The organism is Cupriavidus sp. DB3, from assembly GCF_020418465.1.
Lineage (GTDB): Bacteria > Pseudomonadota > Gammaproteobacteria > Burkholderiales > Burkholderiaceae > Cupriavidus > Cupriavidus cauae.
In genome coordinates, this window is the sequence record NZ_JAIZPL010000003.1 from 120,486 (window position 1) to 147,450 (window position 26,965).

At 68.2% G+C, this 26,965-nt stretch carries 24 protein-coding genes; 15 read left to right on the forward strand and 9 right to left on the reverse strand.

Annotated features, from left to right (window positions below; translation table 11 throughout):
- Positions 1-54: 54 nt before the first annotated feature.
- On the reverse strand, positions 55-864 hold the full coding sequence (locus tag K7G19_RS10205) for a spermidine synthase (protein WP_226107141.1): 810 nt from the start codon (positions 862-864) through the stop codon (positions 55-57).
- Between the two features lie 166 nt (positions 865-1,030).
- Between K7G19_RS10205 and tkt the strand changes: the two genes are divergently transcribed.
- From tkt to K7G19_RS10220, 3 genes are all read left to right on the forward strand, one after another.
- A complete protein-coding gene (gene tkt / locus K7G19_RS10210) occupies positions 1,031-3,061 on the forward strand; it encodes a transketolase (RefSeq protein ID WP_187829091.1) in 2,031 nt (676 codons plus the stop codon).
- 87 nt (positions 3,062-3,148) lie between these two features.
- The gene (gene gap, locus K7G19_RS10215) at positions 3,149-4,159 is read left to right on the forward strand and encodes a type I glyceraldehyde-3-phosphate dehydrogenase (RefSeq protein WP_006579985.1); all 1,011 of its coding nucleotides are present in this window, start codon (positions 3,149-3,151) and stop codon (positions 4,157-4,159) included.
- A 281-nt stretch (positions 4,160-4,440) separates the two neighbouring features.
- The gene (locus tag K7G19_RS10220) at positions 4,441-5,427 is read left to right on the forward strand and encodes a LysR family transcriptional regulator (protein WP_149316634.1); all 987 of its coding nucleotides are present in this window, start codon (positions 4,441-4,443) and stop codon (positions 5,425-5,427) included.
- Positions 5,428-5,523: 96 nt separating this feature from the next.
- Here the strand turns inward: K7G19_RS10220 and fur are convergent, their stop codons facing one another.
- Complete coding sequence (fur, locus tag K7G19_RS10225; RefSeq protein ID WP_149316635.1) at positions 5,524-5,955, reverse strand: ferric iron uptake transcriptional regulator; 432 nt, start codon at positions 5,953-5,955, stop codon at positions 5,524-5,526.
- Positions 5,956-6,175: 220 nt separating this feature from the next.
- Between fur and K7G19_RS10230 the strand changes: the two genes are divergently transcribed.
- The 9 genes from K7G19_RS10230 to K7G19_RS10270 all read left to right on the forward strand — a co-directional run bounded on the left by K7G19_RS10230 (position 6,176) and on the right by K7G19_RS10270 (position 16,457).
- Complete coding sequence (locus tag K7G19_RS10230) at positions 6,176-6,835, forward strand: outer membrane protein assembly factor BamE (protein WP_226107142.1); 660 nt, start codon at positions 6,176-6,178, stop codon at positions 6,833-6,835.
- A gap of 177 nt (positions 6,836-7,012) precedes the next feature.
- Positions 7,013-7,810, forward strand: a complete 798-nt coding sequence (dapB, locus tag K7G19_RS10235) for a 4-hydroxy-tetrahydrodipicolinate reductase (protein WP_149316637.1) — start codon at positions 7,013-7,015, stop codon at positions 7,808-7,810.
- A 266-nt stretch (positions 7,811-8,076) separates the two neighbouring features.
- Positions 8,077-10,701: a leucine--tRNA ligase gene (leuS, locus tag K7G19_RS10240; RefSeq protein WP_150083398.1), complete on the forward strand. Its 2,625-nt coding sequence runs from the start codon at positions 8,077-8,079 to the stop codon at positions 10,699-10,701.
- A 64-nt stretch (positions 10,702-10,765) separates the two neighbouring features.
- Positions 10,766-11,272: an LPS assembly lipoprotein LptE gene (lptE, locus tag K7G19_RS10245; RefSeq protein ID WP_149316639.1), complete on the forward strand. Its 507-nt coding sequence runs from the start codon at positions 10,766-10,768 to the stop codon at positions 11,270-11,272.
- A 67-nt stretch (positions 11,273-11,339) separates the two neighbouring features.
- A complete protein-coding gene (holA, locus tag K7G19_RS10250; protein WP_150083397.1) occupies positions 11,340-12,395 on the forward strand; it encodes a DNA polymerase III subunit delta in 1,056 nt (351 codons plus the stop codon).
- Positions 12,396-12,599: 204 nt separating this feature from the next.
- Complete coding sequence (locus K7G19_RS10255; protein ID WP_149316641.1) at positions 12,600-13,880, forward strand: glutamate-5-semialdehyde dehydrogenase; 1,281 nt, start codon at positions 12,600-12,602, stop codon at positions 13,878-13,880.
- A 24-nt stretch (positions 13,881-13,904) separates the two neighbouring features.
- The gene (locus tag K7G19_RS10260) at positions 13,905-14,327 is read left to right on the forward strand and encodes a CopD family protein (protein WP_149316642.1); all 423 of its coding nucleotides are present in this window, start codon (positions 13,905-13,907) and stop codon (positions 14,325-14,327) included.
- Between the two features lie 97 nt (positions 14,328-14,424).
- Entirely contained in the window at positions 14,425-15,030 is a 606-nt protein-coding gene (locus K7G19_RS10265; RefSeq protein ID WP_226107143.1) for a 2-hydroxychromene-2-carboxylate isomerase, read from the forward strand.
- A gap of 170 nt (positions 15,031-15,200) precedes the next feature.
- A complete protein-coding gene (locus tag K7G19_RS10270; protein ID WP_226107144.1) occupies positions 15,201-16,457 on the forward strand; it encodes a class I SAM-dependent RNA methyltransferase in 1,257 nt (418 codons plus the stop codon).
- A gap of 72 nt (positions 16,458-16,529) precedes the next feature.
- Here K7G19_RS10270 and K7G19_RS10275 read toward each other — a convergent pair whose 3' ends face one another.
- The 6 genes from K7G19_RS10275 to K7G19_RS10300 form a co-directional block, all read right to left on the reverse strand.
- Positions 16,530-17,567 carry a response regulator gene (locus tag K7G19_RS10275; protein WP_226107146.1) on the reverse strand — a complete coding sequence of 346 codons (1,038 nt, stop codon included), beginning with the start codon at positions 17,565-17,567 and terminating at the stop codon, positions 16,530-16,532.
- 192 nt (positions 17,568-17,759) lie between these two features.
- Positions 17,760-19,223, reverse strand: a complete 1,464-nt coding sequence (locus K7G19_RS10280; RefSeq protein ID WP_149316645.1) for an NAD(P)(+) transhydrogenase (Re/Si-specific) subunit beta — start codon at positions 19,221-19,223, stop codon at positions 17,760-17,762.
- On the reverse strand, positions 19,220-19,552 hold the full coding sequence (locus K7G19_RS10285) for an NAD(P) transhydrogenase subunit alpha (protein ID WP_149316646.1): 333 nt from the start codon (positions 19,550-19,552) through the stop codon (positions 19,220-19,222). Before K7G19_RS10285 ends, K7G19_RS10280 begins: the two co-directional genes overlap by 4 nt.
- Positions 19,553-19,647: 95 nt before the next feature.
- Positions 19,648-20,670 carry an HAD family phosphatase gene (locus tag K7G19_RS10290; RefSeq protein ID WP_226107148.1) on the reverse strand — a complete coding sequence of 341 codons (1,023 nt, stop codon included), beginning with the start codon at positions 20,668-20,670 and terminating at the stop codon, positions 19,648-19,650.
- Between the two features lie 181 nt (positions 20,671-20,851).
- Positions 20,852-21,214, reverse strand: coding sequence for an aspartate 1-decarboxylase (gene panD, locus K7G19_RS10295; protein ID WP_006577190.1), 363 nt, complete (start codon positions 21,212-21,214; stop codon positions 20,852-20,854).
- A 169-nt stretch (positions 21,215-21,383) separates the two neighbouring features.
- Positions 21,384-22,505 carry a Re/Si-specific NAD(P)(+) transhydrogenase subunit alpha gene (locus tag K7G19_RS10300; protein WP_226107150.1) on the reverse strand — a complete coding sequence of 374 codons (1,122 nt, stop codon included), beginning with the start codon at positions 22,503-22,505 and terminating at the stop codon, positions 21,384-21,386.
- A 231-nt stretch (positions 22,506-22,736) separates the two neighbouring features.
- Between K7G19_RS10300 and K7G19_RS10305 the strand changes: the two genes are divergently transcribed.
- Both K7G19_RS10305 and mnmA read left to right on the forward strand, forming a co-directional pair.
- Positions 22,737-23,240, forward strand: coding sequence for an NUDIX hydrolase (locus K7G19_RS10305; RefSeq protein ID WP_226107152.1), 504 nt, complete (start codon positions 22,737-22,739; stop codon positions 23,238-23,240).
- Positions 23,237-24,385: a tRNA 2-thiouridine(34) synthase MnmA gene (mnmA, locus tag K7G19_RS10310; RefSeq protein WP_255650754.1), complete on the forward strand. Its 1,149-nt coding sequence runs from the start codon at positions 23,237-23,239 to the stop codon at positions 24,383-24,385. Before K7G19_RS10305 ends, mnmA begins: the two co-directional genes overlap by 4 nt.
- Before the next feature lie 102 nt (positions 24,386-24,487).
- Here mnmA and K7G19_RS10315 read toward each other — a convergent pair whose 3' ends face one another.
- Positions 24,488-25,102 (reverse strand): glutathione S-transferase family protein, encoded by a 615-nt coding sequence (locus K7G19_RS10315; protein WP_226107154.1) that lies wholly within the window; start codon positions 25,100-25,102, stop codon positions 24,488-24,490.
- Positions 25,103-25,546: 444 nt separating this feature from the next.
- Between K7G19_RS10315 and purB the strand changes: the two genes are divergently transcribed.
- Positions 25,547-26,938, forward strand: coding sequence for an adenylosuccinate lyase (purB, locus tag K7G19_RS10320; RefSeq protein ID WP_149316651.1), 1,392 nt, complete (start codon positions 25,547-25,549; stop codon positions 26,936-26,938).
- Positions 26,939-26,965 lie beyond the last annotated feature (27 nt).

The following is a 26,965-nucleotide window of genomic DNA, read 5'->3' on the forward strand; positions in this document are numbered from 1 at the left end:
CTGCGCCTGGCTTGCCGCAAGTCCCCCCCCCGGTGGAGCGGTCAGCCGAGCATATCATGCCGATGTGGCGCCGCCGTCGAACAGCGGCTGCAGGTGGCGCGGCAGCGCGAACAGCGCCGCATGCAGGCCGGCGTGATAGCAGCGCAGCGCGCCGTCGAGCTGCCAGTCCGCGAGCCGCGCGGCCAGCATGACCGGATCGGCGGCGCGCACGTCCAGCGTGTCGCTGGCGACCGCAATCGCCCACAGCGCCCCATAGACCGGGATCGCCACCGTCATCGGCTGCACCAGGCGGAAATGGTCGCCCAGCCGCCGCCACAGCAGCCGCGCCGTGTCGGGGCGGTGGAAAGGCGGCCCCAGATGCAGCGACATCGCGCCGCCCGGCGCCAGGCAGTCGTGCGCCGCCTGCAGGCCGCGCGCACCGAACAGCGCGGCGGCGGGGCTGCCATCGTCGGCCTCGGTCAGATCGAACACCAGCAGGTCGAAGCGGCGGCCCGAATCGCGCAGCGCCTCCATCACGGCCAGGCCGTCGCCGATTTCGAGCGTCACGCGCGGATCGTCGAAGGCGCCGTGGTGGATGCCCGGCAGCCAGCGCCGCGCCAGCCGGACCACCTCGGCATCGAGCTCCGCGACCACGACCTCGCGCATGCCCGGCAGCCGCAGCAGTTCGCGCGCCGAGCCGCCGTCGCCGCCCCCGATCACCAGCGCGCTGGCGGGTGAGCCGTGAGCGAGCGCCATCGGATGGACCATCACCTCATGCTGGATGAACGCGTCGGCTTCCGCGCTCATGATGCGGCCATCGAGCCGGAACACGCGGCCGAACAGCGGATGCTCGCCGATCTCGATGTGCTGGTGGGCTGAGCGCACCGAGGCCCGGAGGGTGATGTCAGCCAGTGTGGAGCCGACGCCGCTCGTCAGCCATTCGCGCCATTCGAGGGCCGCCTCGGAAGGCGCCGGCGGGGTCGCCGCCGTACCGGAAACGTCGCCTCGTTCTGGTAAAATCGCGCTTTTCCCGCCGCCAATTTCCCGCCGCATGTCTCACCTCGCACACCCAGCCACCAGCCCCTATGCCAGCCAGCCCGCGTCGCTGATGGCCAATGCGATCCGCGTCCTGGCGATGGACGCCGTCCAGCAGGCCAATTCGGGCCACCCGGGCATGCCGATGGGCATGGCCGATATCGCCGTCGCGTTGTGGAGCCGTCATCTGAAGCATAACCCGGTCAATCCGAAGTGGGCCGACCGCGACCGCTTCGTGCTGTCCAACGGGCACGGCTCGATGCTGCTGTACGCGCTGCTGCATCTGACCGGCTACGAGCTGCCGATCGAGGAGCTGAAGAACTTCCGCCAGCTGCACAGCAAGACCGCGGGCCATCCGGAATACGGCATCACGCCGGGCGTCGAGACCACCACCGGCCCGCTGGGCCAGGGCATCACCAACGCGGTCGGCATGGCGCTGGCCGAGCGGCTGCTGGGCGAGGAATTCAACCGTCCCGGCTTCGACATCGTCAACCACTACACCTATGTCTTCCTCGGCGACGGCTGCCTGATGGAAGGCATCAGCCACGAGGCCTGCTCGCTGGCCGGCACGCTGCAGCTGAACAAGCTGATTGCGCTGTGGGACGACAACGGCATCTCGATCGACGGCGACGTCGAGCACTGGTTCTCCGACGACACCCCGAAGCGCTTCGAGGCCTACGGCTGGAACGTGATCCGCGCGGTCGATGGCCATGATGTCAACGCGATCGATGCCGCCATCGCGCAGGCCAAGGCCAGCGACAAGCCGACGCTGATCTGCTGCCGCACCGTGATCGGCAAGGGCTCGCCGAACAAGCAGGGCGGCCACGACGTGCACGGCGCCCCGCTGGGCGGCGCCGAAATCCTGGCCACGCGCGAGGCGCTGGGCTGGAGCCACGCTCCGTTCGAGCTGCCGGAAGAGGTCTACACGGCGTGGGACGCCAAGGCCAACGGCGCGGCGCTGGAGAAGGCCTGGACCGCGCTGTTCGAGGGCTATTCGGAGCGTTATCCGTACGAAGCCGGCGAGTTCGAGCGCCGCATGCGCGGCGAGCTGCCCGGCGCGTTCGACGCCGCGGTGGAAGCCTACCTGGCCAAGTGCGAGGAGAAGGCCGAGACCATCGCCACCCGCAAGGCCAGCCAGAACGCGATCGAGGCGCTGGCGCCGGTGCTGCCCGAACTGCTCGGCGGCTCGGCCGACCTGACCGGCTCGAACCTGACCAACTGGTCGGGCAGCAAGGCGGTGCGCGTCGATGCCTGGGGCAACCACATCAACTATGGTGTGCGCGAGTTCGGCATGAGCGCGATCATGAACGGCATCACGCTGCATGGCGGCTACATCCCCTACGGCGGTACCTTCCTGACCTTCTCGGACTACAGCCGCAATGCGCTGCGCATGGCGGCGCTGATGAAGATCCGCACGCTGTTTGTGTTCACCCACGATTCGATCGGCCTGGGCGAGGACGGTCCGACCCACCAGTCGATCGAGCACGTGGCCAGCCTGCGCCTGATCCCGAATATGGACGTCTGGCGCACCGCCGACACCACCGAGACCGCGGTGGCCTGGGCCGAGGCAATCCGCCGCCAGAATGGCCCGAGCTGCCTGATCTTCAGCCGCCAGAACCTGCCGTTCCAGAAGCGCGACGACGCCACCCGCGCCAACATCGCGCGCGGCGGCTATGTGCTGCGCGACAACGTCGACCCGCGCACCGGCCTGCCGCATGCGGTGATCGTCGCCACCGGCTCGGAAGTCGGCCTGGCGGTCGGCGCGGCCGACCAGCTGGCCGCGGAAGGCATCCGCGTGCGCGTCGTGTCTGTGCCCTCGACGACTGTGTTCGACAAGCAGGATGCGGCATACAAGTCGGCAGTCCTGCCGGCGGGCGTGCCCCGCGTGGCGGTCGAGGCCGGCGTCACCGACTTCTGGTGGAAGTACCAGGTGCAGGCGGTGGTGGGCATCGACACCTTCGGCGAATCCGCGCCGGCTGGCGTATTGTTCAAGCACTTCGGTTTCACCGTCGAGAACGTGGCGAACACCGTCAAGAGCGTGATCTGACTTCGAGGGACGTGCGGGCGCGGCGGCGCTGCCGTCGCCGGCCCGGGCGCCCGCAGCTTTTTCTACTTCCCGTTCAGGAGACGTACCATGACCATCAAGGTTGCCATCAACGGCTATGGCCGTATCGGCCGCAACGTGCTGCGCGCCCACTACGAAGGCGGCAAGAAGCATGACATCGAGATCGTCGCGATCAACGACCTCGGCGATGCCAAGACCAACGCCCACCTGACGCAGTACGACACCGCCCATGGCAAGTTCCCGGGCACCGTGTCGGTCGAGGGCGACTACATGGTCGTCAACGGCGACAAGATCCGCGTGCTGGCCAATCGCAACCCGGCCGAGCTGCCGTGGGGCGAGCTGGGCGTCGACGTGGTGATGGAGTGCACCGGCTTCTTCACCTCGAAGGAAAAGGCCTCGGCCCACCTGGCCGGCGGCGCCAAGAAGGTCATCATTTCCGCGCCGGGCGGCAAGGATGTCGACGCGACGATCGTCTACGGCGTCAACCACAACGTGCTGAAGGCTTCGGACACCGTGATCTCGAACGCCTCGTGCACCACCAACTGCCTGGCCCCGCTGGTCAAGCCGCTGCACGAGAAGCTGGGCGTGGTGACCGGCCTGATGACCACGGTGCACGCCTACACCAACGACCAGGTGCTGACCGACGTCTACCACGAGGACCTGCGCCGCGCCCGTTCGGCGACCCAGTCGATGATCCCGACCAAGACCGGCGCCGCCGCCGCGGTCGGCCTGGTGATGCCGGAACTGAACGGCAAGCTGGACGGCTTCGCGATCCGCGTGCCGACCATCAACGTGTCGCTGGTCGACCTGTCGTTCGTCGCCGCGCGCGAAACCACCGTCGACGAAGTGAACGCGATCCTGAAGGCCGCCTCGGAAGGCGAACTGAAGGGCATCCTCGACTACAACACCGCACCGCTGGTGTCGGTCGACTTCAACCACAACCCGGCTTCGTCGACCTTCGACGCGACGCTGACCAAGGTGTCCGGCAACCTGGTCAAGGTGTCGAGCTGGTACGACAACGAGTGGGGCTTCTCCAACCGGATGCTCGATACCACCGTGGCGCTGATGAACGCCAAGTAATCGGCTTGGTAGTGGATGTGGATGGCCGATGTCGCCGCTTTGGCGGCGACTCGGAAGCGGCGCCCTGGTGGCGCCGTTTTTCATGGTCAGTGTGCGCTACCACACGCACGCGCTATAAAATATGGTAAATACGACACACGAACCCTTCCACGGAGGGGTTCCCGGGCGGGTAAAAATGGCGTTTTCGCTTCCCCGAAGTGGCGATTTGATCTTACACTAGCCTTAGTGTCCTCGCGTGCGCTCGCCTGGCCACGCGTATCAAACCTGAACTGGGCGTGATCATGGTGAACGTTGACACCAAGCTGCTCGTGATCTTCACCGAGTTGCTCAGCAAGCGGAACGCGACCTATGTCGCGGAGAAGATGCACATGACGGCGCCGGCGGTGTCCCACTCGCTGGGCCGCCTGCGCGAAATCTTCGACGATCCGCTGTTCATCCGCGTCCCGCATGGCCTGACGCCGACGCCGCGCGCGCTCGAGCTCGGTCCGAAGATTCGCGAGATGCTCGACCTGTGGGCCTCGATCAACGAGGGCGACGTCGACAATTTCGATCCCGCGGTCGCGTCCGGCACGCTGCATATCGGCTTCGCCGCCGAACTCGGCGATACGGTATTCAACCGCTTCGTGCTGCGCTTGGCGCAGCTCGCCCCCGAACTGCACATCCGCCTGGTCGAATCCCATTCGTGGGAGGCCGACGTGGCGTCGATGCGCGCCAACGAGCTCGACCTGGCATTCTGCGCGCTGCCCACCGGCCACCCCGAGATCGTCGAGGAAACGGTGGCCTCGCTGAACCTGTGGGTCTGCGCGCGCAAGGGACATCCGTTGCTGCAGACGGCCTGCACGCTCGACCACTATCTCGAATGCGGCCATATCTTCATGGCCTCCGCGGGCGGCACCGGGCGGCCGGCGCCTTCGCTGATTCCACTGGACTACGCGTTGCAGCAGCGTGGCCTGAAGCGCAACGCGGCCCTGACCGTGCATTCGTGGCGGGCCCAGGCCGAACTGGCCGCGCAGACCGACATGATCTTCACCGTCAACGCGCTGACCAAGGATGTGGCGTGCGAAAGCTACGGCCTGAACGCGTTCCCGCTGCCGGCCGAAATCCAGACCACGCTGGGCCTGAACATGTTCTGGCACCGCAGCCGCAACACGCATCCGATGCTGGTGTGGGCGCGCGGGCTGTTCCGTCAGGTCGTGGCCGAATTCGTCGGTGCGCCGGCGCCCGGGCTGCCGCAGCGCATGGCCGAGATCGAGCGCGAGCAGGCCTAGGCCGCGCGGCCTCGCTGCACATCGCTCCACAATAAAAAACCGGCGCCAGGCGCCGGTTTTTCCTTGCTGCGTGCCTCGTCGCACGCGGTCTCCGTATCAGCGCTTGGGCCGATGCGGGCAAGCGGTCTTGGTGCAATTGCCATACAGCGACAGCGCATGCTCCTGCAGCGCGAAGCCGCGCTCGCGCGCGATGCTTTGCTGGCGATGTTCGATCTCGGCGTCGAAGAATTCCTCGACGCGCCCGCAATCGAGGCAGACCAGGTGATCGTGGTGCTTGCCTTCGTTGAGCTCGAAGATCGCCTTGCCCGATTCGAAGTTGTTGCGCGACAGCAGGCCGGCTTGTTCGAACTGGGTCAGCACCCGATACACGGTGGCCAGCCCGATATCCATATGCTCGTTGAGCAGGATGCGATAGACGTCTTCCGCGCTCAGATGGCGCTGCTCGCTGGTCTGGAAGATTTCGAGGATCTTCAGCCGCGGCACGGTCGCTTTCAGGCCGATATTTTTGAGTTCCGCCGGACTCGGCATGGGCGTGACTCCCTAGAGTACAATGTCTGGATTGTTGAATCATAAGGGTTTTGCCGGCAAAAGTCGCCCGGCGTCGCCGGTGCCGGCAATGCGCTGAGCCCTTCACGCGGCGGCGAGCGCGTGTCCGCGCGGGCACGTTGCCGGACACGTCGTGCGGGCCGCCCATCCAGCCCACCGCCCGGCACTTTCCCTTTCTTCGGTAGCGAGAACTGCGAGTTACATGGATTCCATTCGAACATCCGCCCTGCGCCCGGCGCTGCTGACCACGCTTCTGGCAGCCATCACGCTGGCCTCCGCCGCCTGCTCGACCTACGACAGCACTTCCCGCAAGATCGCCAGCGCGATCACGCCGTACCGGATCAATATCGTCCAGGGCAACTTCGTCTCGCGCGAAGCCGCGGCGCAACTGCGCGAAGGCATGACGCGCGACCAGGTGCAGTTCCTGCTGGGCACGCCGCTGCTGACGGACGTGTTCCACGCCAATCGCTGGGACTATGTGTTCTCGTTCAAGCGCGGCAACACCCAGGTGGTGCAGCAGCGCCGCTTCACGGTGTTCTTCGACAATGATCGCCTGGTGCGCTTTGGCGGCGACGAATTGCCGTCGGAATACGAGCTGATCGCCGAAATCGACGGCATGAAGCGCACGCCGGACGCAAAGGGCACCAAGTCGGCCCCGCAGCAGGCCGCCGCCCCAGCCGAGCAGCAGACCCAGCAGCCGCAGGCGCCGGCCGATGCCGCGCAGCCGCAGGCCGAGGCCCAGCCGTCCGCCTCGGCGCCCGAGGCCGCCGCGACGCCCGCCGGTGCGGCGCCGTCGCAGCCGGCGGCCGAGCCGGCCAGCGAGCGCGCCGCCAGCGCCAGCCCCGCCGACACCGTCAAGTAAATCGCAGGGTGCGGCCCGCGGGGCCGCCCATGCCGTTGCACCGGCGCCGTCGCGCGATGAGGACAGTCAAGCCACGCCTGGGCGTGGCCTTCCCACGCAGCGCCGGCGTCGTGCCTTGTCCTCCTGTCCTGACTTCACTGTTATTCGCCTGATTTCTTTCCGGGGAACCGACTCGCCATGAAACTCGCTATTGCCGGGGCCTCCGGCCGCATGGGCCGCATGTTGATCGAATATGTGCTGAACGCGGAGGGCGTGACGCTGGCCGGCGCGCTCGACGTGCCCGGCGCGGCCGCGCTGGGGCAGGACGCGGGCCTGTTCCTCGGGCGCGAAACCGGTGTCAGGATCACCTCGGACATCGAGGCCGCGCTGTCCGGCGCCGACTGCCTGATCGACTTCACCCGTCCCGAAGGCACGCTGGCCCACCTGCAGGTGGCGCGCCGGCTCGGCGTCAAGATGGTGATCGGCACCACCGGCTTCGACGACGCCGGCAAGGCCGCGCTGGCCGAGGCCGCGCAGTCGATCGGCGTGGTCTTCGCCGCCAATATGAGCGTCGGCGTCAACGCGACCTTCAAGCTGCTGGAGGTCGCGGCGAAGATGCTGTCCTCCGGCTACGACATTGAAATCATCGAGGCGCACCATCGCCACAAGGTCGATGCGCCCTCGGGCACCGCGCTGAAGATGGGCGAGATCATCGCCGAGGCGCTCGGCCGCGACCTGAAGACCTGCGGCGTGTTCGCCCGCGAAGGCCATACCGGCCCGCGCGATCCGAATTCGATCGGCTTTGCCACGGTGCGCGGCGGCGATATCGTCGGCGACCACACCGTGCTGTTCGCCGGCATCGGCGAGCGCATCGAGATCACGCACAAGTCCTCGAGCCGCCAGTCGTATGCCGACGGCGCGGTGCGCGCCGCCCGCTTCCTGGCGGACAAGCCGAACGGGATGTTCGACATGCAGGACGTGCTGGGGCTCAAGTAACTGGCCCGACGTCAGTACGCCTGAAGCAAGCGGGCCGGAAGTTGGCACGCGCGAAGTAGGCAGCCCTGAAGCCAGCGGGCCTGAAGTACGACGCGCAGCCTGCCCGGCCGCGCCTGCCGTCCCCAAGGCGGCGCGCGCAGGCCGTTTCCGCGGCCCACCGCCGGTTATAATCGGCGTTTCCCGCACGCCGCCAACGGCTGGCGTGCCCCCAACCGCTGCCAGATTCCACATCGCTGGTGCGCCGCGCGCGCGCCGCTGTCCCAACCATGCAAGACAAATACCTCCCCGCCGAAGTCGAAGAATCCGCCCGCCAGCACTGGCAAGCCATCGACGCCTATCGCGTCGACGAGCACGCGGTGGGCCCCGACGGCAAGGAGAAGCCCAAGTTCTACGCCTGCTCGATGCTGCCGTATCCGTCGGGCAAGCTCCATATGGGGCACGTGCGCAACTACACCATCAACGACGTGATGGCGCGCTACCTGCGCATGAACGGGCATAACGTACTGATGCCGATGGGCTGGGACGCCTTCGGCATGCCGGCCGAGAACGCCGCGATCAACAACCGCGTGGCGCCGGCGGCCTGGACCTACGACAACATCGCATACATGAAGAAGCAGATGGCGTCGATGGGCCTGGCGATCGACTGGTCGCGCGAGGTCGCCACCTGCGATCCTAACTACTACCGCTGGAACCAGTGGCTGTTCCTGAAGATGCTGGAGAAGGGCATCGCCTACCGCAAGACCGGCACCGTCAACTGGGACCCGGTGGACCAGACCGTGCTGGCCAACGAGCAGGTGATCGACGGCCGCGGCTGGCGCTCGGGGGCGGTGGTCGAGAAGCGCGAGATTCCGATGTACTACCTCGGCATCACGCAGTACGCCGAGGAGCTGCTGGGCGAGCTGGAGGGCCTGGGCTGGCCCGAGCGCGTCAAGGTGATGCAGCAGAACTGGATCGGCAAGAGCGAGGGCGTGCGCTTCGCCTTCCCGCACGCGATCGTCGGCGACGACGGCGAACTGATCGGCGGCGGCAAGCTGTACGTGTTCACCACGCGCGCCGACACCATCATGGGCGTGACCTTCTGCGCGGTCGCGGCCGAGCACCCGCTGGCCACGCACGCCGCCTCGACCAATCCCGAGCTGGCCGCCTTCATCGACGAGTGCAAGCGCGGCTCGGTGATGGAAGCCGACATGGCGACCATGGAAAAGAAGGGCATGCCGACCGGTCTGAAGGTCGTGCACCCGCTGACCGGCGAGCCGGTCGACGTCTGGGTCGGCAACTACGTGCTGATGACCTACGGCGACGGCGCGGTGATGGGCGTGCCTGCGCACGACGAGCGCGACTTCGCCTTTGCGCGCAAGTACGGCCTGCCGATCAAGCAGGTCATCGACGTCAAGGGCCAGCCGTTCTCGACCGAGGCCTGGCAGGACTGGTACGCCGACAAGGAACATGGCCGCTGCATCCATAGCGGCCACTACGATGGCCTGCACCATCGCGCCGCGGTGGACGCGATCGCCGCCGACCTGGCGGCCAAGGGCCTGGGCGAGAAGAAGGTGACCTGGCGCCTGCGCGACTGGGGCATTTCGCGCCAGCGCTACTGGGGCACGCCGATCCCTCTGATCCATTGCGACAGCTGCGGCGTGGTGCCGGTGCCCGAGAAGGACCTGCCGGTGGTGCTGCCGGAGGACCTGGTGCCGGACGGCAGCGGCAACCCGCTGGCCAAGGACCCGCGCTTCCTCGAATGCACGTGCCCGTCCTGCGGCAAGCCGGCCCGGCGCGAGACCGACACGATGGACACGTTCATCGACTCGTGCTGGTACTACATGCGCTATACCTGCCCGGACGCGGACACGATGGTCGATGCGCGCAACGATTACTGGATGCCGATGGACCAGTACATCGGCGGCATCGAACACGCGATCCTGCACCTGCTGTACGCGCGCTTCTGGACCAAGGTGATGCGCGACCTCGGCCTGGTCAAGTTCGGCGAGCCGTTCACCAACCTGCTGACGCAGGGCATGGTGCTGAACGAGACGTACTATCGCGAGGACGCGAACGGCAAGAAGCATTGGTTCAATCCGGCCGACGTCGACGTCAGGACCGACGAGCGCGGCCGCCCGGTCGGCGCCACGCTGAAGGCCGACGGCCAGCCGGTCGAGATCGGCGGCGTCGAGAAGATGTCGAAGTCCAAGAACAACGGCATCGACCCGCAGGCGCTGATCGACCAGTACGGCGCCGATACCGCGCGCCTGTTCACGATGTTCGCCGCGCCGCCCGAGCAGCAGCTCGAGTGGAGCAGTTCCGGCGTCGAGGGTGCCTCGCGCTTCCTGCGCCGGGTCTGGGCCTATGGGCAGGCGAACGCCGAGGCGATCCGTGCCGCCGGTGCCGGCGGCGAGACCGTCGACGCCGACCGCGCGCTGCGCCGCGACGTGCATGGCGTGCTGCGCCAGGCCAACTACGACTACCAGCGCATCCAGTACAACACCGTGGTGTCCGCCGCGATGAAGATGCTCAACGCGCTGGAAGATGCCAAGTCGGCGTCGCCGGCCGCGCGCCGCGAGGGCTTCGGCATCCTGCTGCGCGTGCTGTACCCGGTGGTGCCGCACATCACCCACGTGCTGTGGCAGGAACTGGGCTACGCCGCCGCGCATGGCGACCTGCTCGATGCGCCGTGGCCGCAGGTCGACGAGGCCGCGCTGGTGCAGAGCGAGATCGAACTGGTGCTGCAGGTCAACGGCAAGGTGCGCGGCAGCCTGACGGTGCCCGCCGATGCCGACCGCGCCGCGATCGAGGCGATGGCCGCCGCCAGCGAGACCGTCGCCAAGTTCGCCGCGGGCGCCGCGCCGAAGAAGATCGTGGTGGTGCCCGGCCGCCTGGTCAATGTGGTGATCTGAGGCGGGCCGCCACCGCAATGGCATCCCGCCGCCGCGCCATCGACCCAATCAAAGGAATCGCGCCATGACTAGACCGAACCCGAATCGCCGCGCCGTGCTGGCCGCGCTGCTGGCCGCCGGTGCGCTGGCCGGCTGCGGCTTCCATCTGCGCGGCAGCTCGGACTTCGCCTTCAAGCGGCTGTATGTCGGCATCCCGAAGAACTCGCTGATGGGCGCCGAACTGACGCGCGCCATCCAGGGCGGTTCCGACACCATCGTCGTCACCGATCCCAAGCAGGCCGACGCGCTGCTCGACGTGCTCGAGGACAGCCGCACCAAGACCGTGCTGTCGATCACGACGGCGGGCGTCGTGCGCGAATACCGGCTGACGCAGCGCTTCACGTTCCGGCTGCGCGATGCGGCCGGCCGCGAGATGATCGCGCCGTCGCAGATGGTGCTGTTCCGCGACCTGACCTACAACGAGGCCAACGCGCTGGCCAAGGGCTACGAGGAAGAGCAGCTGTACCGCGACATGCAGCGCGACATCGTGCAGCAGCTGATGCGCCGGCTCGCCGCCGCCAAGCCCGCCTGAGGCCGCGCACGCAGCGCGCCCAGGTACGACAGCCAAGACAGCCAGGACAGGCGAATACCACCACCGGATGCAGCTCAAGCTCGACGCTCTCGACGGTCACCTGCGCCAGGCCCAGGCGCGCGGGCTGGCGCCGCTGTACGTGGTGCACGGCGACGAGCATCTGCTGGTGCTCGAAGCGGTCGATCGCCTGCGCCAGGCCGCGCGCGCGGCCGGCTACAGCGAGCGCGACGTGCTGGTGTCCGAGCGCGGCTTCCAGTGGAGCCAGCTGCTCGAGGCCCAGCAGTCGATGTCGCTGTTCGGCGACCGCAAGATCGTCGAGCTGCGCATTCCGTCCGGCAAGCCCGGCAAGGAAGGCGGCGAGGTGCTGCGCGCTGTCGCGGCGCAGCTGTCGGCTTCGCCGGTCGCCTCCGATCTGGTGATGCTGATCACGCTGCCGCGGCTGGATTTTGCCGCGTCGAAGTCCGCCTGGTTCCAGGCCCTCGAAGGCGCCGGCGTCTCGATCAAGGTCGACAGCGTCGATCGCACCCGGCTGCCGGCCTGGGTCGGCGAACGGCTGGCGCTGCAGAACCAGCGCGTGGAGCCGGGTGAACCGGGCCGCCGCGCGCTGCAGTTCATCGCGGACAAGGTCGAGGGCAACCTGCTGGCCGCCCATCAGGAAATCCAGAAGCTCGGCCTGCTGTATCCCGCCGGCGTGCTGACCTTCGACCAGGTCCACGACGCGGTGCTCAATGTCGCCCGCTACGACGTGTTCAAGCTGTCCGAGGCGATGCTCGGCGGCGACGTGCCGCGGCTGGTGCGGATGCTTGAAGGACTGCGCGGCGAGGGCGAGGCCACGGTGCTGGTGCTGTGGGCGCTGACCGAGGAAATTCGCGTATTATCCAAGGTCCGGCAGGGGCTGGCCGGCGGCAAGCCGATGGGCGTGCTGACCCGCGAGCTGCGCATCTGGGGACCGCGCGAGAAGCTGGTGCCGCAGGCCGCGCAGCGGCTGTCCACCGAGCGGCTCGAGGCCGCGCTGGCGATGGCCGCGAAGCTGGACCGGCAGACCAAGGGCCTGCGCGTCGACGGCATGCCGGCCGAGCCGTGGGACGGCCTGCTGCAGCTGGCGCTGATGATCGCGCGCTGATGGCTTCGGGCTGATGGTTTGGCGCTGACGATGTTTCGCTGACCATCTTGCGCTGACCATCTTGCGCTCACCATTGCGCGGAAGAACGGCACGCTGATCTGCCCCAACGCTGCGGCCGAGCGCCGCCGGAACCCGCGACGTCGCGCCGCCCGCAGCGCGCCCGCCAAATACAAGATTGCCAGGCCGCACCGACCGGCCACCGATATGAACCAGCTCGACCTCTACCAGTACATGGACCGCGTCGGCCGCCAGGCCCGCGCCGCGTCGCGCGCGATGGCGCGCGCCTCCACCGCCGACAAGAACCGCGCGCTGCTGACCATCGCCGCCGCGATCCGCCGCGACGCCGAGCAGCTGAAGGCCGTCAATGCGCGCGATGTCGAGCGCGCCCGCGCCAACGGCCAGGACGCCGCCTTCGTCGACCGCCTGACGCTGTCGGACAAGGCCATCGCCACCATGGCCGCCGGACTGGAACAGATTGCCGCGCTGCCCGATCCGATCGGCGAGATCGGCAACATGAAATACCGGCCGACCGGCATCCAGGTCGGCCAGATGCGCGTGCCGCTCGGCGTGATCGGCATCATCTACGAGTCGCGCCCCAATGTGACCATCGACGCAGCGGCGCTGTGCCTGAAGTCGGGCAACGCGACCATCCTGCGCGGCGGCTCGGAAGCCATCGAATCGAATACCGCGCTGGCCAGGCTGGTCGCCGAGGGCCTGGCCGAGGCCGGGCTGCCGGCCGAGGCGGTGCAGGTCATCGAGACCACCGACCGCGCCGCGGTCGGGCGCCTGATCACGATGACCGAGTATGTCGACGTGATCGTGCCGCGCGGCGGCAAGAGCCTGATCGCGCGGCTGATGGAAGAGGCGCGCGTGCCGATGATCAAGCATCTGGACGGCATCTGCCATGTCTATGTCGACGGCGACGCCGACCTCGACAAGGCGGTGCGCATCTGCGACAACGCCAAGACGCAGCGCTACGCGCCGTGCAATACGATGGAAACGCTGCTGGTGGCCGAGTCGATTGCCGCGCGCGTACTGCCGCCGCTGTGCACGATCTATCAGCAGAAGGGCGTCGAGCTGCGGGTTTGCCCGGCCACGCGCGCCACGCTGGAAGCCGCGGGCATCGAAGGCCTGGTCGATGCGACCGAGGAAGACTGGCGCCTCGAATACCTGGCGCCGGTGCTGGCGATCCGCACCGTGTCCGGCCTCGACGAGGCGATCGCCCACATCAACACCTACGGCTCGGCCCACACCGATTCGATCGTCACCGAGAACTATTCGGCCGGCATGCGCTTCCTGCGCGAGGTCGATTCGGCCAGCGTGATGATCAACGCGTCGACGCGTTTCGCGGACGGCTTCGAGTACGGCCTCGGCGCGGAGATCGGCATCTCGAACGACAAGCTGCACGCACGCGGCCCGGTCGGCCTCGAAGGGCTGACCTCGCTGAAGTACGTGGTGTTCGGCCACGGCGAAGTTCGCACGTAAATTACCGGGTCATACGGATCGCCGATGCTCTGGGTCAAATCGCTGCATATCGTCTTCGTGGTCTCCTGGTTCGCGGGGCTGTTCTACCTGCCGCGCATCTTCGTCAATCTGGCGATGGAGACCGATCCCGCCGCGGTGGCGCGGCTGCTGGCGATGGCGCGCAAGCTGCTGCGCTTCATGACGATGCTGGCGATCCCCGCGCTGGCGTTCGGGCTGTGGCTCTATCTGGGCTATGGCATCGGGCGCGGGCCGGGACAGGGCTGGATGCATGCCAAGCTGGCGCTGGTGCTGGTGCTGCTCGGTTATCACCATGGCTGCGCGGTGCTGCTGCGCAAATTCGAGGCCGGACGCAATACGCGCTCGCATCGCTTCTACCGCTGGTTCAACGAACTGCCGGTGCTGGTGCTGCTGGCGATCGTGGTGCTGGTGGTGGTCAAGCCGTTCTGACGCCTCCATGTCGGGCGGCATGGCCGAACCCTCGGCATTGCCTGGATCGGCCGCAACGCCCCTGAATTCCCCCGCCTGAACCTACCCCGAGGAACCGATGAGCAAGCAGATCGACTACTACTTCTCGCCGCAGTCGCCGTACGTCTACCTCGGCCACGCGCGCTTTACCGAGATCGCGGCCCGCCATGGCGCGCAGGTCAATCTGAAGCCCTGCGACCTGGGCAAGGTGTTCGCGACCTCGGGCGGCCTGCCGCTGGCCCAGCGGCCGCCGCAGCGCCAGGCCTACCGGCTGGTTGAACTGGCGCGCTGGCGCGACTACCTCGGCGTGCCGCTCGATCTGGAGCCCAAATACTTTCCGGTCTCCGGCGACGCCGCCAGCCGGCTGATCATCGCGGCGCGGCTGGCCCATGGCACGGCGCGCGCGATGGCGCTGCTCGGTGCGATCGGCCGGGCGCTGTGGGCGGAGGAGCGTAATATCGCCGATGCCGCCACGCTGGCCGAGCTGGCCGACCGCCTGGACCTCGATGGCGCGGCGCTGTTGAAGGCCAGCGAAGGGCAGGGCGCGCAGGAGGAATACGCGCGCCATACCCAGGATGCGATCTCGGCCGGCGTGTTCGGCGCGCCCTGGTACGTCTACGACGGCCAGCCGTACTGGGGCCAGGACCGGCTCGACTTTCTCGATCGCGCGCTGGCGGCCGCCTGAGCGCGGTCCTGCCGGTCCGGCCCGGGGCTGGCGCCGGCGCCTGCAGTCCGCCACGGCGGACGTTTTTGTTTGAAGCGGTTGCCCCGTTTCGCCTGCTGTTGATTTGACCCGTTGCGACCGTTTGCGACCTTTGCGACCCGTTCGCGCCCCCTTTTTGCCGGACCGCTGTGATGACCCAAGCCTTCTTCGCCCCCTGCCCGCGCGGCCTCGAGAGCGCGCTCGCCGACGAGCTGCGCGAGATCGCCGTGCGGCCCGATGTGGATGCCCTCGCACCGTTCGACGTCCATCGCGAGGTGTCTGGCGGCGTCAGCTTCTCCGGCGACATGGCGGCCGCCTATGCGGTCAATCTGCATTCGCGCATCGCCAGCCGCGTGCTGCTGCGGGTTGCCGCCCGCGGCTACCGCCACGAGGACGATATCTACGAGCTGGCGCGCACGCAGCGCTGGGACCAGTGGTTCGGGCCGGACGAGACCATCAAGATCGAGCTGACCGCGCACCGCTCGCCGCTGCGCAGCCTGAACTTCACCGCGCTGCGGGTCAAGGATGGCGTCTGCGACGCGATGCGCGAGCGCCTCGGTGCGCGGCCCAGCGTCGACACCGCCAGCCCCGACGTACGGATCTACGCGCATCTGACCGAGCACGACTGCACGCTGTACCTGGACACCACCGGCGAGCCGCTGTTCAAGCGCGGCTGGCGCATGGAAAAGGGCGAGGCGCCGCTGAAGGAGAACCTGGCCGCCGGCATCCTGCGGCTGGCCGGCTGGACGCCGGGCAAGACCTCGCGGCCTTTCTACGACCCGATGTGCGGCAGCGGCACGTTCCTGGTCGAGGCGGCGCAGGTCGCGCTCGGGCTGGCCCCGGGCGCGGCGCGCAGCTTCGCCTTCGAATGGCTCAAGGGAATCAACCTGAAGCCCTGGAAGGCGCTCAAGAGCGAGGCCCAGGCCGCGAGCCAGCGCGCCGCGGCCGCCGCGCCGACGGACCTGGCCATTGCCGGCAGCGATATCTCGACGGACATGCTGGCGATGGCCAGCGCCAACTGGCAGCGTGCGGGCCTGCCGGGCGAGCTGCGGGCCAAGCAGGTCGACGCGCGCCACGTGCAGCCGCCGTTCGCGGAACCGGGCCTGCTGCTGCTGAACCCGCCCTATGGCGAGCGGATCGCTGTGCGCGGCCAGCGCCGGCCGGCGTTCGACGAGGCGCCGGTGGACAGCGCCGAGGAGGCCGCCGCCAACCAGTTCGCCAGCGCGTTCGCGACCACGCTGAAGCAGCATTTCTCGGGCTGGGAGGCCTGGATCTTCACCGGCGACCTGTCGCTGCCGCGCCGGCTGCGGCTGAAGGAATCGCGGCGCGTGCCGCTCTACAACGGCAATATCGAATGCCGGCTGTTCCGCTTCGAGATGGTGAAGGGCGGCAACCGGGCGCAGTCGTAGAAAGCAAGGGCGTCCTCGCGCTCCCCCAACCGGGCTTCGGCCAGCGGGAGAGGGAGTGGACCGACGTGACGCTCAACGCCCCGTCAGGCTTCCCTCGTTGCGCTCGAATTCCGTCAGGAAGGTCCGGAAGCTGACCACCGGCTCGTCGAGCAGATGGCGCGGCAGGTCGAACAGCGCGTACAGGAATTCCTCGCGGCCCTCGACGCGTTCGGCCGGCAGGCAGTACTGCTCCCAGTCGACGCAGGCCGGCGTGTACATGCCGTTGCCGGGCCAGAAGAACGGCACGATGCGGCCTTCGCGCAGGCCTTCGGTCAGCGCAGCGGGCGCATCGTAGGCCTCGGCCGACTCGACCTGGCTGGCGAGGCTCGTGCGCGTTTCGATCACCATCAGCGTGGCCTGTCCCTGCGCGGTCAGCAGCAGGATGCCGGCGGGGTTCGGGTACAGGTAGTACTCGACGAAGCCGTAGCGCGCCGCCAGCTGGCGCACGCGCTCGGCCATCGCGGCATCGGACAGGAACGAGAACGAGTGCCGCGTCAGCAGGTCGCGCAGCGTGTGCGACAGCGTGGTGAAGTACTGCTGCTGCAGCGCGTCGATCTCCTGGTCCAGCCGCTCGACCATATTGGTGTCGTGCTTCTTGACGTAGCGGTCGATCAGGCCGTGGTTGAAGCCCTGTACCGCGACCCCTTCGTCGGCGGTGCCGGTCAGCAGGATGGTCTTGCACGGCAGGTCCTGCAGCGCGCGGCAGAACTCGAGCCCGTCCATCTGCGGCATCGAATAGTCGACCACGATCACGCCCGGCTGCACGAAGCGGTGGATGTCGTGGATCTGCCGGTGGATGCGGTCGATATCGAGCTGCACCGTGCGGCGCTCGGTCAGGAAGGTCAGATCGTCGTGCGTGACGCGCACCGGCAGGAAGCCGGTGAAGCGCGTGGTGTAGGCCTCGCGGATCCACTGCAGCGCCTCGCGCGGGTCGGTGAAGGTGACCACCGGGCGGGTCCGGTCCATCTGGAAGACGAGGCTGTCCATGAAGGAACGGCTGTCGTCGACCAGCACGGTCAGGATCGGATGTTGGAAGACCGGCAGATGCCTGTCCTGCGGATTGAATGTCATGTCGCGTGCGACCCCGGGAGGCGAGAAGCGGGTCCGGCCTGCAGCAGGGAACGCGGGGCCGGCGCCAGGGCCGCGATGGCCGGCGCATGCCGGCCCCCGCGGCCGAGGGCCAGTATAGCGCGCCGGAGCGGGGGTGCAACCGGCCCTGGAGGGGGGCCGGCGGGACGCGATTTCCGGGCGAGACCGCCCCGGTCAGGCGACCGCCTTGACCATGTCCTCGACCACCTTCTTGGCGTCGCCGAACACCATCATCGTCTTGTCCATGTAGAACAGCTCGTTGTCCAGCCCGGCATAGCCGGCTGCCATCGAACGCTTGTTGACGATGATGGTCTTGGCCTTGTAGGCCTCGAGGATCGGCATGCCGGCGATCGGCGAGTTCGGGTCGGTCTTGGCCGCCGGGTTGACCACGTCGTTGGCGCCGAGCACCAGCACCACGTCGGCCTGGCCGAACTCGCTGTTGATGTCCTCCATCTCGAAGACCTGGTCGTACGGCACCTCGGCCTCGGCCAGCAGCACGTTCATGTGGCCCGGCATGCGGCCCGCCACCGGGTGGATCGCGTACTTCACCGTGACGCCCTTCTCGGACAGCATCTCGGTCAGCTCCTTGAGCGCATGCTGGGCGCGCGCTACCGCCAGGCCGTAGCCGGGCACGATGATCACGGTCTCGGCATTGCCCATCAGGAAGGCCGCGTCGTCCGGCGAGCCCGACTTGACGTTGCGCTGCGCCTGCGAGCCCGCCGCGGCCGCGCTGCTCGCCTCGCCGCCGAAGCCGCCCAGGATCACGTTGAAGAACGAGCGGTTCATCGCCCGGCACATGATGTACGACAGGATCGCACCGGAGGAGCCCACCAGCGAGCCGGCGATGATCAGCATCGGATTGTTCAGCGAAAAGCCGATGCCCGCCGCCGCCCAGCCCGAGTACGAGTTCAGCATCGACACCACCACCGGCATGTCGGCGCCGCCGATCGGGATGATGATCAGCACGCCGAGCACGAAGGCGATCGCCAGCATCACCAGGAAGGGCAGCCACTGCTGCGTCATGAAGAAGGCGATGCCGAAGCCGACCATCGCGACCGCCAGCGCCAGGTTCAGCCAGTGCTGGCCCGAGAACACCACCGGCGCGCCCTGGAACAGCCGGAACTTGTAGCGCCCGGCCAGCTTGCCGAAGGCGATCACCGAGCCCGAGAACGTGATCGCGCCGACGAAGCAGCCGATGAACAGCTCGATGCGGTTGCCCAGCGGGATCTCGTGCGAGCCGGCCGCCGTGATGCCGAAGGCCGCCGGTTCGGCCACCGCCGCGATGGCGATGAAGACCGCGGCCAGGCCGATCAGCGAGTGCATCGCCGCGACCAGTTCCGGCATCTTGGTCATCTCGACCTTCTTCGCGACGTAGGCGCCGATGCCGCCGCCGACCACCAGTCCGGCGAGGATCAGGCCCAGGCCGGTGCCGATCGACGACTGGCCGATGCCGGCGGCCAGGAACTCGTTCTTCAGCTTGACGATCAGCGCGACGGTGGTCAGCGCGGCGATCGCCATGCCGATCATGCCGAAGGCATTGCCGCGGCGCGCGGTGGCCGGATGCGAGAGCCCCTTCAAGGCCTGGATGAAGCAGACCGAGGCCACCAGGTAGAGCAGCGTGACGACGTTCATGCTCATTGCGCGCCCTCCTTGCCGGCGGCCTGCGCGGCCTTCTTCGGCTCCTTCTTCTTGAACATCTCCAGCATGCGCTGGGTCACCAGGAAGCCGCCGAACACGTTGACGGCGGCCAGGGCCACGGCGAGCGTGCCCATCGCGCGGCCGACGCCGCCCTCGGTCAGCCCGGCGGCCAGCATCGCGCCGACGATGATGATCGCCGAGATCGCGTTGGTGACCGCCATCAGCGGGGTATGCAGCGCCGGCGTGACCGTCCAGACCACGTGGTAGCCCACGTAGATCGCCAGCACGAAGATGATCAGGTTGATCACCGTGTGGTTCACCATCTCCATCGACTTCTCCTCCCGTTGCTTGAATTCGGTTGTCCGCTCTTCCCAGCGCAGTTGCGCCCGCGGTTTCCCGCGCAGCTTTTCCGCACAGTTCCGCGTTACGGCGCGGCCGGCCTCGCCATTGGCTCGCCGGCCAGTGCCCGGCCTGGCGCCGACGGCGCCACGAACACGCGTTCCCAGTCGCGCCGCATGCTGACCACGGTCCAGCGGTGCGCGGCGGCGGCCTTCAGCGAGGCGCCATCCGGCTCGGTGTAGGCGGACTCGCGCTGCGCGTCGTCATGGTCGATCAACAGCTGGAACGACGGCCCGCGCCGTCCCTGGCTGTAGGCCAGCATCGCGATATCGCCCGCGCCGCCGACATTGCCCGCGGCAAACACCGGACGCTTGCCGATCTGCAGCGCGATATTGGCGGGCTTGTTCTCTTTGTCGTTGAAGCTGTCGACGCGCGGCTCGCGCCAGACGGCGTTGCCCTGCGCGGTCTCGCGAAAGCGCAGCGCCAGCCGCGAGCCGATCACCTGCTGCGGCGCGATGCCGTAGTAGTCGGCGGCGAAGGCGCGCATGAAGTCGGCGGTGGAACCCGCGCACAGCCAGGTCTGGTAGCCCTGCGCGCGCAGCAAGCCGAGCAATTCCAGCATCGGCTGGTAGATGCCGTCGCGCAGCGGCGCGCGGCTGCGGGGATGGCGGGCGACGGCGAGAAAGCGCCGCGCCTCGTCCTGGAACGATTCGACCGCGGTGTTGCCGTACACCGCGTGCAGCAGCTGCAGCGCCGCGGTGTCGCCGCGCTGCAGATAGCCGCGCGGATCGGCGAGGAATTCGCGGTAGGGGCTTTGCGCGCCGAGCGTCGGATCGGCGTCGGTGCGTGCTCGCGCGAGATGCGCGACGAACAGCAGCTCGGCGCGCGGGTCCTCGCGCCACAGCGTGCCGTCGTTGTCGAAGATGGCGATGCGGTCGGCCGGGGCGATGAAGTCGCGGCCGCCCGGGGTGGTGGTGTCGCGCACGAAGCGCAGGATCGCCTGCTTGGCGGCGCCGTCGCGCCAGGAGGGTAGCGGGTCCGCCGCCGAAGCGGGCGGGGCGCCGACGTCAGGCGATGGCGATGCCGGCGTCGAGTCGGACGCCGACACCGGGGCCGTAACCGGCGCCGCAGCTGGTGCCGTAACGGGTGCCGTACTGGGTGCCGATACGCCGGCGCAGGCCGCACAGCCCGCCGCCACGACAACGATGAGCCAGCGGCGCCATGCGCCAGGGCCACCGTCGGCATGCCGGGACTGCGGGCGAGACTGCCTGCGCGCGGCGATCATGGGATCACACCTTCTTGATTTCCTTGATGCGGTTGTTGTCGTCGACCAGCACGATCTTCGGCTTGTAGTCGGCCAGTTCCGCATCGCTCATCGGCGCGTAGGTGCAGATGATCAGGTGGTCGCCCAGATGGGCCCGGCGCGCGGCGGCGCCGTTCAGCGAGATCTCGCCGGTGCCGCGCTTGCCCTTGATGATGTAGGTCGAGAAACGCTCGCCGTTGTTGACGTTGTAGAGCTCGATCTTCTCGTACTCCTTCATGTCCGCCGCGTCGAGCAGATCCTCGTCGATGCCGCACGACCCCTCGTAGTGCAGGTCCGCCTGCGTCACGGTGACGCGATGCAGCTTGGCGCGCAGAATGATGCGTTGCATGGTGTTGCTTTCCTTCGTTGATGCTGGCGCCGCGACGGCTCGAACGGGTGGCCGCGGCACCGTGAAAACGCGCCCGGGATGGGCGCGGGTTGAATCCGGGTTGAATCGATCTGGAGGGTTGGCGCTGCCGGCGCGCCGATCGCACAGGCAGCGCCGATCCGGCAGCCGCTCAGGCGGCCTGGCGGGCCAGCGCGCCGTCCTTGCTGATCAGGCAGGCCGCGACAATATCGTCTTCCGGGTTGATTGTCAGCTTGCCGTCCTTGTCGACGATCAGCTTGAGGAAGTCGAGCACGTTGCGCGCGTACAGCGCGGAGGCATCGGCCGCGACCATGCTGGCCAGATTGGTGTAGCCGACCAGCGTCACGCCATGGCGCTCGACCACCTCGTCCGCCACGGTCAGCGGGCAGTTGCCGCCTTGCGCGGCGGCCAGGTCGACCACCACCGAGCCCGGCTTCATCGCCTGTACGGTCTCTTCCTTCAGCAGCACCGGCGCGCGTCGCCCGGGGATCAGCGCGGTCGTGATGACGATATCGGCCTGCTTCGCGCGCTCGTGCACCAGCGCGGCCTGGCGCTGCATCCAGCTGGCCGGCATCGGCCGCGCGTAGCCGCCGACGCCCTGCGCGATCTCGCGCTCCTCGTCGGTTTCGAACGGCACGTCGAGAAACTTCGCGCCCAGCGATTCGATCTGTTCCTTGACCGCGGGCCGCACGTCGGAGGCCTCGATCACCGCGCCCAGCCGCTTGGCGGTCGCGATCGCTTGCAGGCCGGCCACGCCGGCGCCGAGAATCAGCACGCGCGCGGCCTTGACCGTACCGGCGGCGGTCATCAGCATCGGCATGAAGCGTTGATAGTGGTTGGCGGCGACCAGCACGGCCTTGTAGCCGGCGATGTTTGCCTGCGAGGACAGCACGTCCATGCTTTGCGCGCGGGTCGTGCGCGGCGCGGCCTCGAGCGCGAAGGCGACGATGCCGGCGGCGGCCATGCGCGCATTGTTGTCGGCGTCGAACGGATCGAGCATGCCGACCAGCGTGGCGCCGGGGCGAATCTGCGACAGTTCCTGCGGATCGGGGGAGCGGACCTTCAACACGAGCTCGGCGCCGAACGCGCGGGCCGCATCGACGATGCTGGCGCCGGCCGCCTCGTAGGCCGCGTCCGGACAGCTGGCACGTACACCGGCACCGATCTGCACGAGCACCTGATGGCCCTGGGCGACGTACTTCTTGACGGTCTCGGGGGTGGCGGCGACACGCGCTTCGCCGGCCCGTGTCTCCAGCGGGATACCGATCTGCATCGTCAGCTTCTCCTGTTGCGGTGCCGCTCCGGGCTACGGCCGGGCAGGCATCCGGGCTCGTTTGTGGGCGCCGCCGTCCAGCGCAGCGCACAATTTTTTCGCAGCTTACAGGAATCTGCCGGTAATGGGTGCGATCGGGGTGCGTTCCGCGCGAGGCCCTGGCGCGGTCCGTCTCGCTGCAGCGCCGCGCGCCAGCCGGTAGAATGCCGGATTGCCTAAAACTTGTGCATCATGTCCCAAGACTGGAAAACCAGCGTCACCGTGGCGGCCGTGATCGAGCGCGGCGGCCGCTTCCTGCTGGTCGAAGAAGAAACCCGCGACGGCCTGAAGCTGAATCAGCCGGCCGGCCATCTGGACCCGGGCGAGAGCCTGGTGCGCGCCGTGATCCGCGAAACGCTGGAAGAAACCGCGCACAGCTTCGAGCCGCGCGCGCTGCTCGGCTGTTATCTGGCCGGTTCGGTGACCTCGCCGACCGGCCAGCATCCCGACGGCAACATCACCTATGTGCGGTTCGCCTTCACCGGCGATCTGGGTCCGCTCGACAGCGGCCGTCCCCTCGATACCGGCATCGTGCGCACGGTCTGGCTCAGCGCCGACGAGATCCGCGCCTGCCCGGAGCGCCATCGCTCGCCGCTGGTGCTGGCCTGCGTCGAGGACTATCTGGCCGGCAAGCGCTTCGCGCTCGACGCGCTGTACACGCATCCGTCGGCGCTGATGCCGGCAGCGCTGCCATGAGCGTCGTCACGAGCGCCGTCACGAGCGCCGCCACTTCGGCCGGCCCCGAACTGAATCCCGGCATCGGCCGCGGCGAACGCGTCGTGGTCGGCATGTCGGGCGGGGTGGACTCGTCCGTCACCGCCTGGCTGCTCAAGCAGCAGGGCTACGAGGTGGTCGGCCTGTTCATGAAGAACTGGGAGGACGACGACGACAGCGAGTACTGCTCGACGCGCCAGGACTGGCTCGACGTGGTGTCGGTGGCCGACCTGATCGGCGTCGACGTCGAGGCGGTCAACTTCGCCGCCGAGTACAAGGACCGCGTGTTCGCCGATTTCCTGCGCGAGTATTCGGCCGGGCGCACGCCCAATCCCGACGTGCTGTGCAACGCCGAGATCAAGTTCAAGGCCTTCCTCGACCATGCGATGTCGCTCGGCGCCGAGCGCATCGCCACCGGCCACTATGCGCGCGTGCGGCAGGGCGGGCACGGCCGCTTCGAACTGCTCAAGGCGCTGGACCATACCAAGGACCAGAGCTACTTCCTGCACCGCTTGAACCAGGCGCAGCTGTCGCGCACGCTGTTTCCGCTGGGCGAGCTGCCGAAGACCCAGGTGCGCGAAATCGCCGCGGAAATCGGCCTGCCGAACGCGAAGAAGAAGGATTCCACCGGAATCTGCTTTATTGGCGAGCGCCCATTCCGGGATTTTCTGAATCGCTATCTGCCGACCAAGCCGGGGCCGATGAAGACGGCCGACGGCAAGGTCGTCGGCGAGCATATCGGGCTGGCGTTCTACACGCTGGGCCAGCGCAAGGGGATCGGCCTCGGCGGCAGCCGCGACGGCAGCGGCGATGCCTGGTACGTCGCGCGCAAGGACATGGCGTCGAACACGCTGTACGTGGTGCAGGGCCACGATCATCCGTGGCTGCTGTCGCCGACGCTGCGCGCGGCCGACCTGTCGTGGGTCGCCGGCGAAGCGCCGCGCGCGGGCACCGCGCTCAGCGCCAAGACGCGCTATCGGCAGAGCGACGCGCCGTGCCTCGTCGACGCGGTCGATGCCGACAACCTGCAGCTGCGCTTCGACGAAGCGCAATGGGCCGTGACGCCGGGGCAATCGGCGGTGTTGTACGACGGCGAGGTCTGCCTGGGCGGCGGCATCATCCAGTGATGCCGCGCACGCCGTCCTCCAGCGACGGCGTGCCGGTGGCCGCGGACGGCACGGTTCACGGTGGCCACAGCGACCTCGGTGGCCACGGTGACCCGGTCATCCTCAGCCCCGCGGCGGCTCCGTATCGATGAACGACTGGCGCTTGCTGACCTTGTCGTGGAAGGCGACCAGGTTGGGATGGCGCTCGCGCCAGGCGATGTCCGGGAAGCGGAAGTCCAGATAGGACAGCGCGCAGCCGACCGCGACGTCGGCCAGCGAATAATGGTTGCCGGCGCACCAGGTGCGGTCGGCCAGGCCGTTGGCCATCGCCACCAGCGCGCCGTCGATCTTGCCAAGCTGGCGGCGCACCCAGCGCTCGCTGCGCTCGGCCGGCTCGCGCTGCGTATGTTCCAGACGCGCCAGCAGCGCGGCATCGAGCAGGCCGTCGGCCAGCGCTTCCCAGCAGCGCACCTCGAGCCGCTCGCGGCTGCCCTGCGGGATCATGCGGCTGACCGGCGTCAGCGTGTCGACGTACTCGACGATCACGCGCGAATCGAACACCGCGCCGCCGTCTTCCATCACCAGGCAGGGCACCTTGCCGAGGGGATTGAATTGACCGATCACCGTGTCCGGCGACCACACGTCGACTTCCACCAGCTGATAGTCGATCTTCTTCTCGGCCATCACCACGCGCACCTTGCGCGCGTAAGGGCTGGTCTGCGATGCGTACAGCTTCATGTTCTCCCCTTGAGCTCGTTATGGAGTGCATCGGGCGCTTCGCGATGGAGCGGCTGGCCTCGTGCGCCGGCGGTGGCGCGCGGGTCCTGTCTGCCTTGATGCACTTCGTAACAGGCTACTGGCTCGGCGTGGCGAGTATAACCGCCCGGGCGGCCGTTCCGGCACGGCGCCGGCGTGCAGCGGCGGGCCGGCGGGATTGCCCGCAACACTGACGACGATCGCGCGGCGCAGCGGGAAGGGCGGTGGTAAAATCGCGGCTTTCCAGCGCCGGCTGCCAGGCTGGTGCGCCGGATCGCCCCGGATCGCGCAGGATCGTACTTCCCGGCTTTGTATGCGCTTGAGTACATGGGATGTGCCAGCGCAGCTCGCCGCTGCCGCGTGCGCCGACGCCCCTGCCGACACCGTTCCAGTTTCCCTCTTCATTCCCTCCCGCCGTCTGCCAGCATGTCCGCTACCGCCTCCCCCGCCGCGCTCTCGCCGCTCACCGCCCTGTCCCCGATCGATGGCCGCTATGCCGCCAAGGCCGACCCGCTGCGCGAATGGCTGTCAGAGGCCGCCTTCATGCGCCACCGCGTCAAGGTCGAAGTCCATTGGCTGATCGCGCTGGCCCGCACCGGCCTGCCCGACATGCCGAAGTTCTCGGCGCAGTCCGAAGCCGCGCTGCTGGCGCTGGTCGACAACTTCAGCGAGGCCGACGCGGCCCGGATCAAGGAAATCGAGGCGGTCACCAATCACGACGTCAAGGCGGTCGAGTACTGGATGAAGGAGCGCGTGCAGGACAACGCCGAGCTGGTGGCCGCCAGCGAATTCATCCACTTCGCCTGCACCTCCGAGGACATCAACAACACCTCGCACGGCATGATGCTCAAGGGCGCGCGCGACAGCGTGCTGGTGCCGACGCTGCGCCGCGTGCATGCGCGGCTGGTGGAACTGGCGCACGCCAACGCCCGCGAGCCGATGCTGTCGCGCACGCACGGCCAGCCCGCCAGCCCGACCACGCTGGGCAAGGAAATGGCGAACGTCGCGGCCCGCCTGGCGCGCGCGATCGAACGGATCGAGCGGGTCGAGTTGCTGGGCAAGATGAACGGCGCGGTGGGCAACTACAACGCGCATCTGTCGGCCTATCCCGAGTTCGACTGGGAGGCCTTCTCGCGCGACGTCATCGAGAACCGGCTGGGCCTGGCCTTCAACCCGTACACGATCCAGATCGAACCGCACGACTACATGGCCGAGCTGTTCGACGCGGTGGCCCGCGCCAACACCATCCTGCTGGACCTGGACCGCGACGTCTGGGGCTATATCTCGCTGGGCTACTTCAAGCAGAAGACCAAGGCCGGCGAAATCGGCTCGTCGACGATGCCGCACAAGGTCAATCCGATCGACTTCGAGAACTCGGAGGGCAACCTGGGCCTGGCCAACGCGCTGCTGCGCCACCTGTCGGAGAAGCTGCCCGTCTCGCGCTGGCAGCGCGACCTGACCGACTCGACGGTGCTGCGCAATATCGGCGTCGCCTTCGGCTACAGCCTGCTGGCCTACGAGGCCTGCCTGCGCGGCCTGGGCAAGCTGGAAACCAATCCGGAGCGGCTGGCCGAGGACCTGGACAACTGCTGGGAAGTGCTGGCCGAGCCGGTACAGACCGTGATGCGCCGCCACGGCATCGCCAATCCCTATGAGCAACTGAAGGAACTGACCCGCGGCAAGGGCATCTCCCGCGAGGCGCTGCGCACCTTCATCGAAGGCCTGGCGATCCCCGACGAGGCCAAGGCCCGCCTGCTGGCGATGACCCCGGGCAGCTATATCGGCCGGGCGGTGGAGTTGGCGGAAAGGTTGAAGTAAGGCCTCGAGGGGTGCCGACACGATCTT

Bases quoted from the DNA above. Each gene is read 5' to 3' on its own strand.
- tkt (WP_187829091.1), top strand. From the start codon at position 1,031: ATGTCTCACCTCGCACACCCAGCCACCAGCCCCTATGCCAGCCAGCCC.
- gap (WP_006579985.1), top strand. From the start codon at position 3,149: ATGACCATCAAGGTTGCCATCAACGGCTATGGCCGTATCGGCCGCAAC.
- K7G19_RS10220 (WP_149316634.1), top strand. From the start codon at position 4,441: ATGGTGAACGTTGACACCAAGCTGCTCGTGATCTTCACCGAGTTGCTC.
- fur (WP_149316635.1), bottom strand. From the start codon at position 5,955: ATGCCGAGTCCGGCGGAACTCAAAAATATCGGCCTGAAAGCGACCGTG.
- K7G19_RS10230 (WP_226107142.1), top strand. From the start codon at position 6,176: ATGGATTCCATTCGAACATCCGCCCTGCGCCCGGCGCTGCTGACCACG.
- dapB (WP_149316637.1), top strand. From the start codon at position 7,013: ATGAAACTCGCTATTGCCGGGGCCTCCGGCCGCATGGGCCGCATGTTG.
- leuS (WP_150083398.1), top strand. From the start codon at position 8,077: ATGCAAGACAAATACCTCCCCGCCGAAGTCGAAGAATCCGCCCGCCAG.
- lptE (WP_149316639.1), top strand. From the start codon at position 10,766: ATGACTAGACCGAACCCGAATCGCCGCGCCGTGCTGGCCGCGCTGCTG.
- holA (WP_150083397.1), top strand. From the start codon at position 11,340: ATGCAGCTCAAGCTCGACGCTCTCGACGGTCACCTGCGCCAGGCCCAG.
- K7G19_RS10255 (WP_149316641.1), top strand. From the start codon at position 12,600: ATGAACCAGCTCGACCTCTACCAGTACATGGACCGCGTCGGCCGCCAG.
- K7G19_RS10260 (WP_149316642.1), top strand. From the start codon at position 13,905: ATGCTCTGGGTCAAATCGCTGCATATCGTCTTCGTGGTCTCCTGGTTC.
- K7G19_RS10265 (WP_226107143.1), top strand. From the start codon at position 14,425: ATGAGCAAGCAGATCGACTACTACTTCTCGCCGCAGTCGCCGTACGTC.
- K7G19_RS10270 (WP_226107144.1), top strand. From the start codon at position 15,201: ATGACCCAAGCCTTCTTCGCCCCCTGCCCGCGCGGCCTCGAGAGCGCG.
- K7G19_RS10275 (WP_226107146.1), bottom strand. From the start codon at position 17,567: ATGACATTCAATCCGCAGGACAGGCATCTGCCGGTCTTCCAACATCCG.
- K7G19_RS10280 (WP_149316645.1), bottom strand. From the start codon at position 19,223: ATGAGCATGAACGTCGTCACGCTGCTCTACCTGGTGGCCTCGGTCTGC.
- K7G19_RS10285 (WP_149316646.1), bottom strand. From the start codon at position 19,552: ATGGAGATGGTGAACCACACGGTGATCAACCTGATCATCTTCGTGCTG.
- panD (WP_006577190.1), bottom strand. From the start codon at position 21,214: ATGCAACGCATCATTCTGCGCGCCAAGCTGCATCGCGTCACCGTGACG.
- K7G19_RS10300 (WP_226107150.1), bottom strand. From the start codon at position 22,505: ATGCAGATCGGTATCCCGCTGGAGACACGGGCCGGCGAAGCGCGTGTC.
- K7G19_RS10305 (WP_226107152.1), top strand. From the start codon at position 22,737: ATGTCCCAAGACTGGAAAACCAGCGTCACCGTGGCGGCCGTGATCGAG.
- mnmA (WP_255650754.1), top strand. From the start codon at position 23,237: ATGAGCGTCGTCACGAGCGCCGTCACGAGCGCCGCCACTTCGGCCGGC.
- K7G19_RS10315 (WP_226107154.1), bottom strand. From the start codon at position 25,102: ATGAAGCTGTACGCATCGCAGACCAGCCCTTACGCGCGCAAGGTGCGC.
- purB (WP_149316651.1), top strand. From the start codon at position 25,547: ATGTCCGCTACCGCCTCCCCCGCCGCGCTCTCGCCGCTCACCGCCCTG.